Raw genomic sequence first — 15,220 nt, 5'->3', positions numbered from 1 at the left:
CACCCTATGGCACTTCGATGCCGCAGAGTGGGCGCCGTCCACAGCATCAAAATGCGGGCATCTCGGTCGCGGCACGATAGGCTGACTGATTGATCTGTCTCAAACTGCAACCGAAGGGCGGCCCAGCTTACATTCGGAAGGTCAAGGAGCCGGCTTCACCAAGCTCTTCACTATCATTTACGCCCGTTCGTGCACTACTAACACCGGGACGCTTCCGTCCACCAGGACCTCCGATGTTTGACTTCCCAAAAATAGCTTCTTGAGGCCGCGACGCCCATGAGAAGCCATGACGATCAAGTCGCAGCCTCTGGACTTTGCTGTTTCGATAATCGTAGTGGCCGGGTGCGCATTCGGAATATGCAACAGTTCTGCAGATATCCCGATCTGCTCCGCCATAGCTCGAGCTTCATCAAGGATCTCGCGCACACGTTGCTTGTGGGCTGCGTCAAAGCTATCAACCATTTCCTGCGTGGGAATCCATCCCGAGCCGTGTCCGCTCCCATAGCCGGTCAGCATGGGTTCCGTTACGGTGATGACTGTCACTTTAGCGTTCAAGGCCTTTGCCAAAGCTATCCCATGCTTGACGCCTTTTCTCGCGACATCCGATCCATCCGTGCTCAAGAGAATATTGGTGTACATGCGGGGCTCCCTTGCTCGTTGAACAACTCCTTGAGAAAGTGATCCTTGGCCGTGGGGGCATCGTAGCAGAAGGTACTAATCCGGCGCGCGGAATCGATAGCTATAAGGAAAGCCGCCGCGAACGGTTCCTCACCGCCGAAGAACTGCAATGACTGGGGCAGCGCGATCCGAAGCGAAAGCTGCCGGCATCCCGAGGGTAGTCGACGAAACCAGGTTGACCGCCATGCACGCAGCGAGCCAAACGCCTCAGCAAAATCGCCCATTCTCTCCGCTGGCAGGACTTCGCCAGCACACCCGATCTCCGTTTGGAGGCGTCGTTCGCTGAAATATGCGGATACTTCAGCGTTCCATCGCGCGTATTGAGAGGGGCTGATTCCTCACCCCGGAATGAACGCCGTTCCGGTCGCATCGGTGATCATCTGCACCGGCGCGCCGTAAAGCGATTCCAGCCGCTCGCGCGTCAAGATCTCTCGCACCGGACCCTCGGCGAGGCGCTCGCCGCCGCGCAGGAGATAGGCGCGATCGGCGGCGCGCAGCGCATGATTGGGGTCATGGGTAGTGAAGAGAACGCCGAGGCCGCTAGCCGCCAGCGCGCGGATCTCGCGCATCACCTTGCCCTGATTGCCGAAGTCGAGATTGGCGGTCGGCTCGTCCAGAACGACGAACTGCGGCTCCTGCGCCAGCGCGCGCGCCAGCAGCACGAGCTGGCGCTCGCCGCCGGAAATCATGGTGTAGGGCCGCTGCGCCAATGGCGCGATCCCGAGCCGATCGAGCATGCCGGCGACGATGGCGCGGTCCTTCGTGGTCGGCCGGCTGAACAAATCGCCATGGGCGGTGCGGCCCATCAGGACAACCGCTTCCACGGTGAATGCAAATGTCGCGACATGGGTCTGCGGCACGTAGGCGATCAGGCGTGCGCGCTCGCGAATGGAGCGGGCCGACAGGACCGAGCCGTCGAGCCGCACTTCGCCGGCCTTCGGCACCAGAAGTCCGAGCAGCGTCTTGAGCAGTGTGGTCTTGCCGCCGCCGTTCGGCCCGAGCAGCGCCAGCACCTCGCCCTTTCCCAGTTTGACGTCGAGGCCGGTGCCGACCACGCGGTCCGGATAGCCGATGGTGAGCTGGTGCCCTTCGAGGATCATGACCAGGTCTTTTGCACGCTGGTGAGCAGCCAGATGAAAAACGGCGTGCCGATCACGGCGGTGAGAATGCCGAGCGGAATTTCGACCTGTGCCAGCGTCCGCGCCAGCGTATCGATCAGCAACAGATAGCCGCCGCCGAGGATGGCGGCCGCCGGCAACAGCCGCGCGAAATCCGGGCCGACCAGCGATCGCGCCAGATGCGGCACGACGAGGCCGACCCAGCCGATGATCCCGGCCGCAGCGACGCTGGCCGAGGTAACGAGCGTGGCAGCGGCAACGATGGCAATGCGCAGCGGCCCGGTGGCAACGCCGAGCGTGCGCGCCTCCTCTTCGGGGAGCGACATCACGTTCATGCGCCAGCGCAGTGCAATCAGCACGACGGTGCCGGCGGCGACCGGGCCGACCAGCGGCAACAGGTCATGAACCCCGGTCGCAGACAGGCTGCCGAGCAGCCAGAACGTCATCGCCGGCAGCTGGTTGTAGGGGTCGGCGAGATATTTCACCAGGCCGACGCCGGCGCCGAACAGCGATCCCACCACGACGCCGGTCAACACCAGCACCAGGATCGGATCGCGCGAACGCACCGATGCGCCGATCATGTAGACGATGCCGACGGCGATCAGCCCCCCGATAAAGGCCGTTGCCTGGATCGCGAACACGCCGAGAGAAAGATAGATGCCGAGGACGGCGCCAAGCGCGGCGCCCGACGATGCGCCAAGGATATCCGGAGAGACCAGCGGATTGCGAAACAATCCCTGAAACGCCGTGCCGGCCACCGCGAGCGCCGCGCCGACCAGCATCGCCGCCATCACGCGCGGTCCGCGCACTTGGAAGATGACGCTTTCAACCGCTGACACATCGCCGCGATGACCGCCGGCTTTCGCCAGCAGCACGCTGATGAGATCACCAAGCGACACCGGGTAGCGGCCGACGGTCAGGGAAAGCAGCAGGCCTGCAATCAGGATCGCGATTGCGATCGCAAATCCTGATACGGCGGATCGGGCTGGGGTCATCTGATACGGCTCATGCCGCGCAGGCTATCAATCCCGGCCGGCAAGTACATGGTCGATTTGCGCCGGCGACGGCGTCACGTGGTAGTAGCGCGCGTAAAAGTCCGTTGTCAGCGCCCGCAGATCTTCCGGAAAGCGCTCCGGATAAAGGATCTTGGCGAGCCACCAGAGCCCGATCAGGCGGTTCACGGACGGCGGAAAATCCACCCAGCCGAACGGCATCTTGGGCGACAGATGGATCCGGTTGTCGCGCACGGCCTTGACCGCCGCCCAGGACGGATCCTTTCGCACGGTTGCGGCAAACTCCTGATCGATGGTGACGATGACGTCGGGATTCCACACCAGGACCTGTTCGATCGAAACATTGGCGAGGCCGCCCTGCGTTTCACCGGCGACATTGCGGCCCAGCATTTCGATGGTTTCGACATTGATCGAACCGCCGAGCCCGGTCGAAAGCCCGCGCGGCCCCCGGGCATAGTAGACCTTTGGCCGCTCGGCTCTCGCGATCGGCTCGATGCGGCCGAGGATCGTCTTGAGCGTATCCTCGGCGTAACGCGCCAGCTTTTCGCTATCCTCACGCCGGCCGATCAGCGCGCCCAGGGTGCGATAGGTCTCGGCAATTGCCGCAAAGCGGCCATCCAGCAGCGCATAGGGAATGCTGGTCTGTTCCTGCACGCGATCAGCCAGCGAGACAAAGGTGGCGCTGGTCGAGCCGACGTCGAGAATGAGATCGGGCTTCAGCGCCAGCACCGTTTCCAGATTGGCGGTGTTGCCGCGCCCGGTGATGCGCCCGACCTCCGGCCGCGTGCAAATGTCCGGCAGCATATAGGCGCATTCTTCAGCCCGGTTGGCGCGGGGCCAGCCGATCAGCAATTCAGGCGCCAGTGTGTAAAGCAGGATCGCGGCCGGCGGTCCCGCGGGAAACACGCGCGATACTTTTGCAGGCACTGGCACGTTGCGCCCGGAGGCATCCCTGATGGTTTGGGCGAACGCGCGGCGCGGTGCCAGCAGCGCCGCCGACAGACCCGCGATCAGGGCACGGCGGTCGATCACTCCGTGCCCACCATCACGTCGCTGGCCTTGATTACGGCGATGGCCGCCTTGCCCTTGGCAAGCCCGAGCTCGTCGACCGCCTCGTTGGTGATCGCTGAAGTAACGATGATCCCGCCACCGATATCGATTCGGATATGGGACGTGGTCGCGCCCTTCACGACATCGACGATGGTTCCCTTGAGCTGATTGCGTGCGCTGATCTTCATTGAGAACTCCATCTGTCCGGACGGTTTGCGTGGGATTCCGTACCGCAACGGTGTGCCGTCCTCCTGACGGCATGATGAACGACGCGATCTGACAAGCGTCGGTTGAAAGTTCCACCACGACTGTCAAACCACAATCGGCGCTGACAGCCAAGACGTTCGGCAGGCGCATGATGTCGGGCAAATATCGGCCGGTTGTCCAAACCAGGCGCTGCCCTCATCAAATAGCCGCAAATTTCCAAGCTCTTGAAGGTGAATCAATCTGTCCTGGCAAGGGGGATGGCATGGACCGCATTCGTATCGTCGGCGGCAGCAAGCTCAATGGCACCATCGCGATTTCGGGCGCGAAGAACGCCGCCCTGCCGCTGATGATCGCCGCCTTGCTCACCGAGGAAACCCTGATCCTCGACAACGTGCCGCGGCTGGCCGATGTCGCGCAGTTGCAACGCATCCTCGGGAACCACGGCGTCGACATCATGTCGGCCGGCAAGCGGCCGGGCGACCGGCAATATCAGGGCCAGACTCTGCACATCTCGGCGGCCGACATCATCGACACCACGGCGCCCTATGAGCTGGTGTCGCGGATGCGCGCCAGCTTCTGGGTGATCGCGCCGCTCGTGGCACGGATGCATGAGGCGAAAGTTTCGCTGCCCGGCGGCTGCGCCATCGGCACGCGGCCCGTCGACCTCCTGATCATGGCGCTGGAGAAGCTCGGCGCTGACCTTGCCATCGACGGCGGCTATGTGGTGGCGAAGGCGCCCGGCGGCCTGCGCGGCGCCGAGATCGACTTTCCCAAGGTGACGGTGAGCGGAACGCATGTGGCGCTGATGGCGGCGACGCTGGCCAAGGGCACGACCGTCATCAGCAACGCGGCCTGCGAGCCGGAGATAACCGACGTCGCCGACTGCCTGAACAAGATGGGCGCGCACATCATCGGCGCCGGCACGCCGCGGATCGTGGTCGAGGGCGTCGAAAAGCTGCACGGCGCGCGGCATACCGTGCTGCCTGACCGGATCGAGGCCGGCACCTATGCGATGGCGGTCGCCATGACCGGCGGCGAGGTGCAGCTTTCCGGCGCGCGTCCCGAACTGTTGCAGTCGGCGCTCGATGTGCTGACGCAGGCCGGCGCCGTTATCACCGTCAACAATGACGGTATCCGGATCGCGCGCAATGGCGCCGGCATCCGCCCGGTGACGGTCTCCACCGCGCCATTCCCGGGGTTTCCGACCGATCTGCAGGCGCAATTGATGGCGCTGATGGCCTGCGCCGGCGGTTCCTCGCAGATTACCGAGACCATTTTCGAGAACCGTTTCATGCATGTGCAGGAACTGGCGCGGTTCGGTGCGCGTATATCGCTGGACGGCGAGACTGCGACCATCGACGGCACCGCCAAATTGCGTGGCGCGCCCGTGATGGCCACCGACCTGCGGGCGTCGGTCTCGCTGGTCATCGCAGGCCTTGCCGCCGAAGGTGAAACCATGGTCAACCGGATCTATCATCTGGACCGCGGTTTCGAGCGGCTGGAGGAAAAACTCTCGGCCTGCGGCGCGTCGATCGAGCGCATCAGCGATTAGAGGACTATCGGAGGAATTTTTGGGAATGCCGGCGGACCTGCTCAAACTGATTGCGCTCGACGCCGACGATCTCGCGGTGATCTCCGCCCATGTGCAGGATGCCCGCGTGCTGGCTGCCGATATCGTCTGGCGGCAGGATGAAAAGCGGCTGGTGGTCGGCATGAACCGGCTGGACTGGGAGCAGACGCTGTCGGGCGGAACCGAACCGCGCCGCTCGATCGCGGCGCTGCGCTTCGACCGCGTGCTGGCATGCAAGTCCCGCAACATCGATCTGGAGCAGCCCGAGGCGGTGCTGGAACTGGTCGGCATCGAATTCCACCCCACCGAGGCACCTGGCGGCAGCGCGCTGCTGCTGTTCAGCCATGGCGGGGCGCTACGGCTGGACGTCGAATGCCTGGAATGCGAGCTGACCGACCTCGGCACCGACGATATCGGCACCAGCGACCTCGCCATCGCGCCGCTGGGCCCGGAGGGGTAAATCCGGTGCCGTAGGGTGGCAAAGGCGCACCAGCGCCGCGCCCACCATTTTCGACCCCGCAAATCGTCGATTTCGGTGGGCTCGCGGAGCCTGTCATCGGGCGCGCATTCGCGCTCCCCGGTGGCTCAGCCCACCCTACGGGGGCGATCTCGCGTCCGCGAAGGGTTGACGGCCCTTGGCCGCCGCGCCATTGAGCATGGACCTTTCGATCTCGCCCAGAAAGCCGCCATGCCCGTTCGCCTGGATACCAGCCGCGCCGATTTCGAGCCCAAATTCAAGGAATTCCTCGCCGCCAAGCGCGAGGTTTCGGCCGATGTCGAGCGCGCCACAAGGGCCATTGTCGACGACGTGGCCGCCCGCGGCGACGCCGCCCTGATCGAGGCGACGAAAAAATTTGACCGGCTCGAGGTCGACGCCGCCGGCCTGCCCGTGACCGCAGCCGAGATCGACGCCGCCGTGAAGGCCTGCGATCCCGCTACCGTCGACGCGCTGAAATTCGCCCGCGACCGGATCGAGGCCTTCCACCGGAGGCAATTGCCGAAGGACGAGCGCTTTACCGACGCGGCAGGCGTCGAACTCGGCTGGCGCTGGAGCGCGGTCGATGCGGTCGGGCTCTACGTGCCCGGCGGCACCGCGGCCTATCCGTCCTCGGTGCTGATGAATGCGGTGCCGGCGAGCGTCGCCGGCGTACCGCGCGTCGTCATGGTGGTGCCGTCGCCGGACGGCAAGCTCAATCCGCTGGTGCTGGCGGCCGCACATCTTGGCGGCGTCTCCGAGATCTACCGCGTCGGCGGCGCGCAGGCGGTGGCGGCGCTGGCCTACGGCACGGCGACGATCGCGCCGGTCGCCAAGATCGTCGGACCGGGCAATGCCTATGTCGCCGCCGCCAAGCGGCTGGTGTTCGGCAAGGTCGGCATCGACATGATCGCCGGCCCCTCGGAAGTGCTCGTCATCGCCGACGACACCGGCAATGCCGGCTGGATCGCCGCAGATCTGCTGGCGCAGGCCGAGCATGATGCCAGCGCGCAGTCGATCCTGATCACGGACAGTGCAGGCCTCGCTGCCGAGGTCGAACGCGCGGTGGAATCCCAGCTTGCCACGCTGCCGCGTGCGGATATCGCACGGGCCTCGTGGAACGATTTCGGCGCCATCATCATGGTGAAAAAGCTCGACGAGGCGGTCGAGCTCGCGAACGCGATCGCGGCCGAACACCTCGAAATCATGACGGCGGATGCCGAGGCCTTGTCGGCAAAAGTCCGCAACGCCGGCGCGATTTTCCTCGGGCCCCATACGCCGGAAGCGATCGGCGATTACGTCGGCGGCTCCAACCACGTGCTGCCCACCGCGCGCTCGGCGCGGTTTTCGTCCGGGCTTGGCGTGCTAGACTTCATGAAGCGCACCTCGATTCTCAAATGCGGGCCGGACCAGTTGCGCGCGCTGGGGCCCGCCGCGATGACCTTGGGCAAGGCCGAGGGTCTGGATGCCCATTCACGCTCCGTCGGATTGCGCCTCAATTTGCCATGAACAAGCCGCCACCAGACGATGACCAGCACAACCGCATCGTCGCGGTGACGCTCGACGAGGAATCGATCGGCCGTTCCGGTCCCGATATCGAGCACGAGCGCGCGATCGCGATCTACGATCTGATCGAGCAGAATGTGTTCGCGCCTGATGGCGCGGGGCAGGGGCCGTTCACGCTGCACATCGCGATTACCGGCAACCGGCTGATGTTCGACATCCGCCACGAGAACGGCACGCCCGTGGTGGCGCATTTGCTGTCGCTGACGCCGTTCCGGCGGATCGTGAAGGACTATTTCATGATCTGCGACAGCTACTACCAGGCGATCCGCACAGCCACGCCCGACAAGATCGAGGCGATCGACATGGGCCGCCGCGGCATCCATGACGAAGGCTCGCGCACGTTGCAGGAGCGGCTGAAGGGCAAGGTAAGAATCGATTTCGAAACTTCCCGGCGCCTGTTCACGCTGATCTGCGTGCTGCACTGGAAGGGGCAGGACGCATGATGATTCCAAAGCAGCGTTCCGAAAGGGTCACGGCCCGCACGAGAAAAGCCTGACCGCATGGATGCGCCCCGCGCGCGCAACCCGCAGGCCGTGCTGTTCGCATGCGGGCTGAACAGCGTGCGGTCGCCGATGGCGGAAAGCCTGCTCAAGCAGATGTTCCCGCAGGCGCTCTACGTGAAATCCGCCGGCGCCAGGAAGGGCGAACTCGATCCGTTCGCGGTCGCCGTGATGGCCGAGCTCGGCCAGGATATTTCCGGCCACAAGCCGATGACGTTCGAGGAGCTCGAGGATTGGGAAGGGCTCAATTTCGACCTCATCATCACGCTGTCGCCGGAGGCCCACCACAAGGCGCTGGAGCTGACCCGCACCATGGCCGCCGATGTCGAATACTGGCCGACATCAGATCCGACTGACGCGGAAGGTACCCGCGAGCAGAAGCTCGCCGCCTATCGCGAGGTCTGCGACGGCCTGTCGATGCGCATCCGCCGCCGGTTTGCGAAGGTAGGGGCGGCGAGCGGGTAAGCCCTGTCTTCACCCTCCCCTGGAGGGGGAGGGTCGACGCGCGTTTACGCGCGGCGGGGTGGGGTGACGGTCTCTCCACATCCACCAGTGCCCAAGTGGAGAGATCACCCCACCCCGTCTCGCATTTCGCTGCGCTCAATGCGAGCCGACCCTCCCCCTCCAGGGGAGGGTGCGCGCTGCGCCGGGGACACAACACCTTCATCTTCGCCAGCCAGAAACGAAAGCGCCCTCAACCACTTGCCTCCCGGTTGTGGAATGGAGTGCCTTCCGATAGTTTCCGCGCGCGTTCCCACCCGAATCCTTTTTCCGACAAAACCCAGCATGCTTGGCCGTCCCAAACTCGTTCTTGCTTCCGGTTCGCCGCGGCGGCTCAGCCTGCTCAACCAGGCCGGCATCGAGCCCGACGCGCTGCGCCCGGCCGATGTCGACGAAACGCCGAAGCGGGGCGAACTGCCGCGCGCCTGCGCCAACCGCCTCGCCCGCGCAAAAGCCGATGCGGCGCTGAAATCCGTCCAGCTCGACGACGAGCTGCGCGGCGCCTTCATCCTGGCCGCCGACACCGTGGTCGCGGTCGGCCGCCGCATCCTGCCCAAGGCCAATCTGGTGGATGAGGCCGCGCAGTGCCTGCGGCTATTGTCGGGCCGCAATCACCGCGTCTACACCGCGATCTGCCTGGTGACGCCGAAGGAGGCGTTCCGCCAGCGCCTGATCGAGACGCGGGTGCGCTTCAAGCGCCTCAGCGAGGACGACATCCAGGCCTATATCGGCTCCGGCGAATGGCGCGGAAAAGCCGGCGGCTACGCCGTGCAGGGCATCGCTGGCTCGTTCGTGGTCAAGATGGTCGGCTCCTACACCAACGTGGTTGGCCTTCCCCTCTACGAATCGGTCACGCTGATGGGCGGGGAGGGTTTTCCTGTCAGGTTCGGCTGGCTCAATGCCAGCTAAGCCGCCCCAAGCCCCCGGCAGGCCTAAGGAGGAGGCCGGCGGGGACAAGCCGCCGCCAAAACCCTGCCCGGTCTGCGGCAAGCCGGCCGACCCCGCCACGCTCCCCTTCTGTTCCAAACGCTGCCGCGACGTCGATTTGAACCGCTGGCTCTCCGGCACCTACATCATCCCCGGCCGCCCCACCGACCCCGAAGACGCCGAATAGCCGTGTTTCCTCAGATATTTGGGGATGAGTTGGAAGCCGGGCCGCGCCCAGCGAAGCCAACAGCGAAGCTGGGTGGACAGGCGCGTCCGACCTCTCTATAAACCGCCCGCTCGCCCGGCCTTTGGGCCCTCGTCGAGTATGCCCAGGTAGCTCAGTTGGTAGAGCATGCGACTGAAAATCGCAGTGTCGGTGGTTCGATCCCGCCCCTGGGCACCATAAAAATCAATAGCTTAGCCAAAATTTTCGCGATCTCTCAAACCGTTGTGTCCGCACTGTGTCCGCGTTAACGTCGTCAGCCGGCCGATGCCGCGCTGTGCGTCGCCGCCGAACATCCCGCTGTATTCATCGCATGCCGGTACGCTGCATAGCGCGTTGCAAACGGACCAGTCGCCGGACTGTCTGGCGAAAAGCCACGCCTGCGAGGCCACCAGAACCAGCCGGCGCTGTCTCTGCCGAACGTTTCCAGCGTGCGGTCGGCATAGAAAACCTCGATGCTTGTGCCCGTCAGCGGGTGGAAGTCGAAGAGCGGCTCTTGACGTTGGAGACGTTGGAGGGAGGACGTCGGGGCCATCACGCTGCCCTTTCCGCCGGCTCGGCAAGGGCCAGCGCGCGCAGGTAGTCCGCGGCCCTGGATGCCTGACTGCAAGCCGTAAAGAAAGCCCGTTTGTCGGCCTTCAGAAGCTCAATCCATGAGGCGATGTAGCCCGCGTTCCGGACATCCCCGTCAAAGCGAAATTCCGCGCACAGGAATGCGGCACCCAACTCCGCGATCAATTCCTCGGCGGCGTAGTTTCGCGAGCCGAAGCGGTTCTTCAGATCGCGACCGAGGCGGGCCTTGTGCCCCGTCCAATGCGTCAACTCGTGGAATGCCACGTTGTAGAAGTGATCCGCGCCCTTGAACCCAGCGAATGCCGGCATCGAGATGAAATCGCGGCTCGGGATGTAACAAGCTTCGCCATGACCCTCGCGGATGTCTGCCCGCGTCGAGCCTAAGAATGCGTCTGGAACCTCGTCTCGCGTGTCCGGATTGCGAACGCGCATTGGTTTGCCGGTGTTGATGCTATCGGGCAGATTTTCGCATTGATCCACATTAAATACGGTGTACTCGCGCATCATCGGGATCAGGCGCGTTGCGGTCGCATCGTCCGCGACACTGCCGCGGACTTGTAGCTGTTTCACGAAATAAACTTTGATGCCACGCTCGCCCTTGCGCACGTTGCCGCGCAGCTCCAGGGCCTGCTTGAATGTCAGAAAGCGTGGCGTGCGATAGCCAGCCGCCTGAGCCATCCACAACAAAACGACATTGCAGCCGGAGTACGGCCGGCTGCTCACCGCGTTGCATGGAGTGTTTGCGCTGGGGGTCGCCGACCAGGGTTTAACCCAAGGGGCGGCACCGGCTTCTAATTCTGCAACAATGCGTGCCGATACCTCAGCGTAGAGGTCCCGTTTCATAGCCCGCCTCGATGTTATGGCTGACGCGACCACGATCGGCCGCATGCCATCGCCGCGTTGGGCAGGGCCCTCAGTCGGGCGTCATGCGCAGGCGCAAATCTACCCCCGGGGAGCATGGACGGGCCCCCCGTCTTCGCGCGCGCGAGACCTCACCGGAAAATATCTAGGACTAAAAAAGTGGCGTTAAGGTTTTGTTAAGCACCCGCCTTCCGATGTGTTTCATCGTGCCGCAAGAGCGCCATGCTCGACCTGCGTAGTTCGGCGCGGAGGAACCCAGTGGCGCGCCCAGGCCGCGGCGCGGCGACGTCGATACAAAGTGTGGTGCCGAGGCGCGCGCGGCACGACTAACGTATGCCAGCTATTAACCACACTAGTGGGCACGGTTTCCCAGTTTCACGCGATACGCGCATTCTGCTGGCCACCTCGTACCCCGCGGTCTGCATATGAAGTACGACACGAACAACATCGACGAAGCCGCATACCTCGCGCTGCAGGGCTATCACTTCATCGCCACCCGTACGGGGCCGATCTCTGCGTTGTTTTCGTTTGAGACAGACGAGCACTTCAACGACGTCGCGCCAAGTTTTGGAAGAGCGAGGTGAACGTGCAGCTTCACCGCTGGCTCGCCACGCGGGCTGCTCTGAAAAACGAAAGCACGCGCCAAGCGCTTCCGGCAAAGCGTGTTTCTTCGCCGTCACTCCTACCTGCGGAGCGCGAGATAGAGGCGACCGTACTGACAGGCTTTGTCTACTGGTACCATGACGGGACTACGATCAAGAGTGCGATGTTTGGCAATCGATCCCTGCATACATCGCGTTTGTCGGTCGGTAACTTCTACCGAACTCGTGAGGATGCCCAGCTTAAGCGGAACGCCATCCAAGTTGTATAACCTTCCAGGGCACTTTCTGATGCCGGTGGCGTTTATGCCACTAGCGTACCTGCGAGGTACCACGATGAAAAAGCCGAGCAAAACAGCTGCCGAACTCGAAGCCTCTATCAAGGTAGAAATGGAGGACATCTGCGATTGGCCGACCGATATGGCGATTTCCGTTCAGCCTGATGGCGACACTTGGAAGGTGGCCGTTATGCAAGAAGGATCAGTGGACGATGGCAACCGTCGAGCGCGCGAAATGGTCGAGCAGATCGCTGCTCGGCTCAGAACTGAATATGATTTGAAGTGACGAAGCGAGCCGTAAGATGGCGGTGGCGGCTTAAGCGTGATACCTTGAAACCTCGACCATCTTTGACGAGTGCCGCTCCCGGCGGGTGATCCTAGTTGACTCCTAACAGGGGAGCTTAGGATCGGCGGCCGTTACCGAGACGCTCCTCATTGAGAACAGCGATCACGCCGAATACACGGAGGGGCGTTGAGGCCGGTCGCGATGACCTATCGATGCACTAGGTCCGAGGACGCCGTCCTCTCAAAGCCTGAAACAGGGGTTCGATTCCCCCTAGGGAGCGCCATCTCCATTTTTGGTCGTTGATCTTCCTCGATTTTCTCTCGCAATTTGGAACCCGGGTCGGATCGGGTTGCAGATTTTGATCACTGGCTGTTCGCATTCATCTTGGCCGCCGCCGCTTCCGCCAGCTTGATCCGATTGGCCATCTCGCAGTAGCGCTGCGCCTCGGCCAGCGTCTTCCATCCAAACCACGCCATCAGTTCCGGGGCAGTAGCGCCATTCAACGCATGACGGACGGCCGCTGCCTTTCTCAAACTGTGCGCCGCGCAATGCGGCAGTCCGGCCTCGTTACAGCGGTCCCGGAACCAGTTGCCGAAACCGTTTGCCGCGAACGGCTTGCCATATTCGGTCATCAGGAAGGTCAACTGATCCTTGGGATGCATTCGAGTTCGGTGACCAAGGAAGGCAGCAGCGGAATGTCGAATTGGACTTTGGTCTTCAATCGCCGCATCGACAGCGTGCCGTTCTTCACATGCTGCCGACCCATCCGCACCATGTCGCAACGCGCGGTCCCGGTCTGCAACAGCAACTCCAGCGCCAGCCGTGCCTTGGTCCCCCGCGCATGTCGCGTCTCGTATTTGGTGATCTCGCTTTCTTCCCAAGTATGATGACCGCCGGTGTCCTTCATCTTCGTCAGCTTGACCGCAAGCAGCGGGTCGGCCTTCATCAGGTTGTGGCTCAGACAGTAATCGACGAAACCACGCATCGCTTTCTTGAAGCCGCGCTGGTTGGCCGGGGTCATCTTGCCGATGATGTTCTGCAGCGCCGCGCCGTGCATCAACATGGTCGGCTTGTCGCCGTGCGCCTTGGCAAATTTGGTGAGGATGCGACGACGGGTGTCCCGGGTGGACTTGGCGATGCCGTTGGCAAAGCCGTCGCTTTCCAGATAGGCCAGCATCGCGGCGTCGAGCGTCCCGGCCTTGACCTTTTTGGCGGCAGCGACGTTGGCATCGCCACGCGCGGCTTCATAAGCCTGCATGAATGTCGGGCTCCACGGGAGACCGGGCAGCGGGATATTCTTGCCACCTGCACGCTGGAAGTAAAACCGGGTATGGCCGTGACGATCGACAAAGCTGCGGACGTATTTGGGATTCTTGCGTTTGATCATTGCACGCTGTCCCACGGGTTCGGTTGATCCGGCGTCGTTTCACCCAACTCCAGCACCACACCGTCAGGCTTCACCATGGCGCTGCTGACCGACACCCCGGCCTTGTTGGCCTGTCGCAAGGCACGGGCCAAGGTCACCTTGCGTTTGCGGGTCTGCTTCGGTTTGCGTTTGCTGGTGACGATCTCCCATGGCTCGCGGGGATCGGCGTTTCGATCCGGGTGTTTGGCGAAATCACATAGGGGCCTTCCATGCGTCGTTGTTCATCGCGCGTGTCCGGGGCAATTGGTTCGACACCGATTATAAGGTCGAGCCCGTCGATCACCCACGTCGAAGTCTGGGACTATAATCACAGCCCCTATGTAGAGAAAGGGATCGTTTTTTCGAGCGCTTTTTTTGCTACTCAGAGTTATTGTAATTGATGTGCGCAATCTCAGATTGCGATCCAATCACAGGAGTGCAACATGTCGAAGAAGACAACTACGAAGAAGTCCACTGCCCGCAAGTCCTCGAAGAAGTCCAGCATGGGTGGCTGGTCCAAGGGGACCGGTTACAAGGGCCATCGTGTCGGTTCTCTGAAGGAAAAAATCCATCAGCTGTACGACAAGCACGGTCCGGAGAAGGCTCGCCCAATGGCCTTGAAGCTGGTCGCACCAGCAACCGTCGCTACTTCGTGGAGTTAGTTCAAAAAAGCAGCAGGCAAGAAGGCCTGACCCTATCCTCGGCGCATGGCATCCCTAAGTATCAAGGGTACTCACAGGAGCCACCAATGCCAAATCTCAAAGTAGTTGACGGTGATTGGTCCGACGAAATTCAGTGGACCACGCTGTGTCACGCCAACATCATCATCATCAACGGCGAAATCAAGGGTGACAAGGCTACTGCCTTCGCCCTGCGCGACAAGATCAACAAGCAGATCGAAGCCGGATTGGTACGACAGCCCCGGCGTGGCTGGTATCAATTCAAGAAAGTCGGTCCTGATCCGGTTGACCAATAACTCCTAGTACCCTAGCCCCTCGGGGCTATTTTTTTGCTCACGTACTCGGATGATGGAGCGTGCCCATATCGGTGACGCGTCCGCGGCTTCTCTCATTCACCTGACTGATGTCCGGCTCTTCACCGGAATTGCATTTGCAGGGCATACCGGCACCGCACTGGCAGCCGGTTTCTTTATCCCACGCCTTGTATGGGTGATTTTCGCAGACCCACCCGAGGCCATGACAGATCGTGCAATTCGGATTTATCAACGCAAATCTCGCCGGGTGCGCGATGGCCGGTCGCCACGAAGAAACTTAATGCCTTCGATGGATAGCTTACGGGTGCTGTCGTGCTTGTGCTTTAGAAACTCGCTCAGACGCACCCGCGCAGTCTGCTCTTCTTCCGGCGTCAGTTTGACCATCAACCCGTAAGT

Annotated in this window: 21 protein-coding genes and 1 tRNA gene; 13 read left to right on the top strand and 9 right to left on the bottom strand. The window is 62.5% G+C overall.

What is annotated here, in order from left to right; genetic code table 11:
* Window positions 1-177: 177 nt before the first annotated feature.
* A complete protein-coding gene (locus CQ12_RS36350; RefSeq protein ID WP_057840084.1) occupies window positions 178-639 on the bottom strand; it encodes a universal stress protein in 462 nt (153 codons plus the stop codon).
* A gap of 11 nt (window positions 640-650) precedes the next feature.
* Here CQ12_RS36350 and CQ12_RS44560 point away from each other — a divergent pair, with 11 nt between their 5' ends.
* Complete coding sequence (locus CQ12_RS44560) at window positions 651-791, top strand: hypothetical protein (protein WP_157088695.1); 141 nt, start codon at window positions 651-653, stop codon at window positions 789-791.
* 225 nt (window positions 792-1,016) lie between these two features.
* On the opposite strand, the gene CQ12_RS36345 is transcribed toward CQ12_RS44560, so the two are convergent.
* The 4 genes from CQ12_RS36345 to CQ12_RS36330 are packed head-to-tail and all read right to left on the bottom strand — an operon-like array spanning window position 1,017 to window position 4,047.
* Window positions 1,017-1,778 carry an ABC transporter ATP-binding protein gene (locus CQ12_RS36345; protein WP_057840083.1) on the bottom strand — a complete coding sequence of 254 codons (762 nt, stop codon included), beginning with the start codon at window positions 1,776-1,778 and terminating at the stop codon, window positions 1,017-1,019.
* Entirely contained in the window at window positions 1,775-2,791 is a 1,017-nt protein-coding gene (locus tag CQ12_RS36340) for a FecCD family ABC transporter permease (protein ID WP_057840082.1), read from the bottom strand. Before CQ12_RS36340 ends, CQ12_RS36345 begins: the two co-directional genes overlap by 4 nt.
* A 27-nt stretch (window positions 2,792-2,818) precedes the next feature.
* Entirely contained in the window at window positions 2,819-3,841 is a 1,023-nt protein-coding gene (locus CQ12_RS36335; protein ID WP_057840081.1) for an iron ABC transporter substrate-binding protein, read from the bottom strand.
* A complete protein-coding gene (locus tag CQ12_RS36330; protein WP_057840086.1) occupies window positions 3,838-4,047 on the bottom strand; it encodes a TOBE domain-containing protein in 210 nt (69 codons plus the stop codon). The genes CQ12_RS36335 and CQ12_RS36330 overlap by 4 nt, the downstream gene beginning before the upstream one ends.
* 281 nt (window positions 4,048-4,328) lie before the next feature.
* Between CQ12_RS36330 and murA the strand changes: the two genes are divergently transcribed.
* The 8 genes from murA (at window position 4,329) to CQ12_RS36290 (ending at window position 10,008) form a co-directional block, all read left to right on the top strand.
* Window positions 4,329-5,618 carry a UDP-N-acetylglucosamine 1-carboxyvinyltransferase gene (gene murA, locus CQ12_RS36325; protein WP_057840080.1) on the top strand — a complete coding sequence of 430 codons (1,290 nt, stop codon included), beginning with the start codon at window positions 4,329-4,331 and terminating at the stop codon, window positions 5,616-5,618.
* 25 nt (window positions 5,619-5,643) lie between these two features.
* Window positions 5,644-6,096 (top strand): DUF2948 family protein, encoded by a 453-nt coding sequence (locus tag CQ12_RS36320; RefSeq protein WP_057840079.1) that lies wholly within the window; start codon window positions 5,644-5,646, stop codon window positions 6,094-6,096.
* A 228-nt stretch (window positions 6,097-6,324) separates the two neighbouring features.
* Complete coding sequence (gene hisD / locus CQ12_RS36315) at window positions 6,325-7,620, top strand: histidinol dehydrogenase (protein WP_057840085.1); 1,296 nt, start codon at window positions 6,325-6,327, stop codon at window positions 7,618-7,620.
* The gene (locus tag CQ12_RS36310; RefSeq protein WP_057840078.1) at window positions 7,617-8,120 is read left to right on the top strand and encodes a UPF0262 family protein; all 504 of its coding nucleotides are present in this window, start codon (window positions 7,617-7,619) and stop codon (window positions 8,118-8,120) included. Before hisD ends, CQ12_RS36310 begins: the two co-directional genes overlap by 4 nt.
* 57 nt (window positions 8,121-8,177) lie before the next feature.
* A complete protein-coding gene (locus CQ12_RS36305; protein ID WP_057840077.1) occupies window positions 8,178-8,642 on the top strand; it encodes an arsenate-mycothiol transferase ArsC in 465 nt (154 codons plus the stop codon).
* A 321-nt stretch (window positions 8,643-8,963) separates the two neighbouring features.
* Window positions 8,964-9,587: a Maf-like protein gene (locus CQ12_RS36300; RefSeq protein WP_057840076.1), complete on the top strand. Its 624-nt coding sequence runs from the start codon at window positions 8,964-8,966 to the stop codon at window positions 9,585-9,587.
* Window positions 9,577-9,792, top strand: coding sequence for a DNA gyrase inhibitor YacG (gene yacG / locus CQ12_RS36295; RefSeq protein WP_057840075.1), 216 nt, complete (start codon window positions 9,577-9,579; stop codon window positions 9,790-9,792). Before CQ12_RS36300 ends, yacG begins: the two co-directional genes overlap by 11 nt.
* Window positions 9,793-9,932: 140 nt before the next feature.
* Window positions 9,933-10,008, top strand: a tRNA-Phe gene (locus CQ12_RS36290).
* Window positions 10,009-10,362: 354 nt separating this feature from the next.
* Here CQ12_RS36290 and CQ12_RS36280 read toward each other — a convergent pair.
* Window positions 10,363-11,244 (bottom strand): ArdC family protein, encoded by an 882-nt coding sequence (locus CQ12_RS36280; RefSeq protein WP_063799876.1) that lies wholly within the window; start codon window positions 11,242-11,244, stop codon window positions 10,363-10,365.
* Window positions 11,245-11,687: 443 nt separating this feature from the next.
* On the opposite strand from CQ12_RS36280, the gene CQ12_RS44555 reads away from it, so the two are divergent.
* Window positions 11,688-11,846 carry a hypothetical protein gene (locus CQ12_RS44555; protein WP_157088694.1) on the top strand — a complete coding sequence of 53 codons (159 nt, stop codon included), beginning with the start codon at window positions 11,688-11,690 and terminating at the stop codon, window positions 11,844-11,846.
* A gap of 351 nt (window positions 11,847-12,197) precedes the next feature.
* Window positions 12,198-12,425: a hypothetical protein gene (locus tag CQ12_RS36275; protein ID WP_157088693.1), complete on the top strand. Its 228-nt coding sequence runs from the start codon at window positions 12,198-12,200 to the stop codon at window positions 12,423-12,425.
* 362 nt (window positions 12,426-12,787) lie between these two features.
* Here CQ12_RS36275 and CQ12_RS36270 read toward each other — a convergent pair whose 3' ends face one another.
* The 3 genes from CQ12_RS36270 to CQ12_RS47335 are packed head-to-tail and all read right to left on the bottom strand — an operon-like array spanning window position 12,788 to window position 13,943.
* Window positions 12,788-13,069: a site-specific integrase gene (locus CQ12_RS36270; RefSeq protein ID WP_198164349.1), complete on the bottom strand. Its 282-nt coding sequence runs from the start codon at window positions 13,067-13,069 to the stop codon at window positions 12,788-12,790.
* Complete coding sequence (locus CQ12_RS36265) at window positions 13,066-13,812, bottom strand: hypothetical protein (protein WP_057840070.1); 747 nt, start codon at window positions 13,810-13,812, stop codon at window positions 13,066-13,068. Before CQ12_RS36265 ends, CQ12_RS36270 begins: the two co-directional genes overlap by 4 nt.
* Complete coding sequence (locus CQ12_RS47335) at window positions 13,809-13,943, bottom strand: hypothetical protein (protein ID WP_283807437.1); 135 nt, start codon at window positions 13,941-13,943, stop codon at window positions 13,809-13,811. The genes CQ12_RS36265 and CQ12_RS47335 overlap by 4 nt, the downstream gene beginning before the upstream one ends.
* 330 nt (window positions 13,944-14,273) lie before the next feature.
* Here CQ12_RS47335 and CQ12_RS44550 point away from each other — a divergent pair, with 330 nt between their 5' ends.
* Both CQ12_RS44550 and CQ12_RS36260 read left to right on the top strand, forming a co-directional pair.
* Entirely contained in the window at window positions 14,274-14,492 is a 219-nt protein-coding gene (locus CQ12_RS44550) for a hypothetical protein (RefSeq protein ID WP_157088692.1), read from the top strand.
* Window positions 14,493-14,578: 86 nt separating this feature from the next.
* The gene (locus CQ12_RS36260; RefSeq protein WP_057840069.1) at window positions 14,579-14,806 is read left to right on the top strand and encodes a hypothetical protein; all 228 of its coding nucleotides are present in this window, start codon (window positions 14,579-14,581) and stop codon (window positions 14,804-14,806) included.
* Window positions 14,807-15,220 lie beyond the last annotated feature (414 nt).

Source organism: Bradyrhizobium jicamae (genome assembly GCF_001440395.1).
Taxonomy (GTDB): Bacteria; Pseudomonadota; Alphaproteobacteria; order Rhizobiales; family Xanthobacteraceae; genus Bradyrhizobium; species Bradyrhizobium jicamae.
This window is presented reverse-complemented; position numbering and strand designations above follow the sequence as displayed.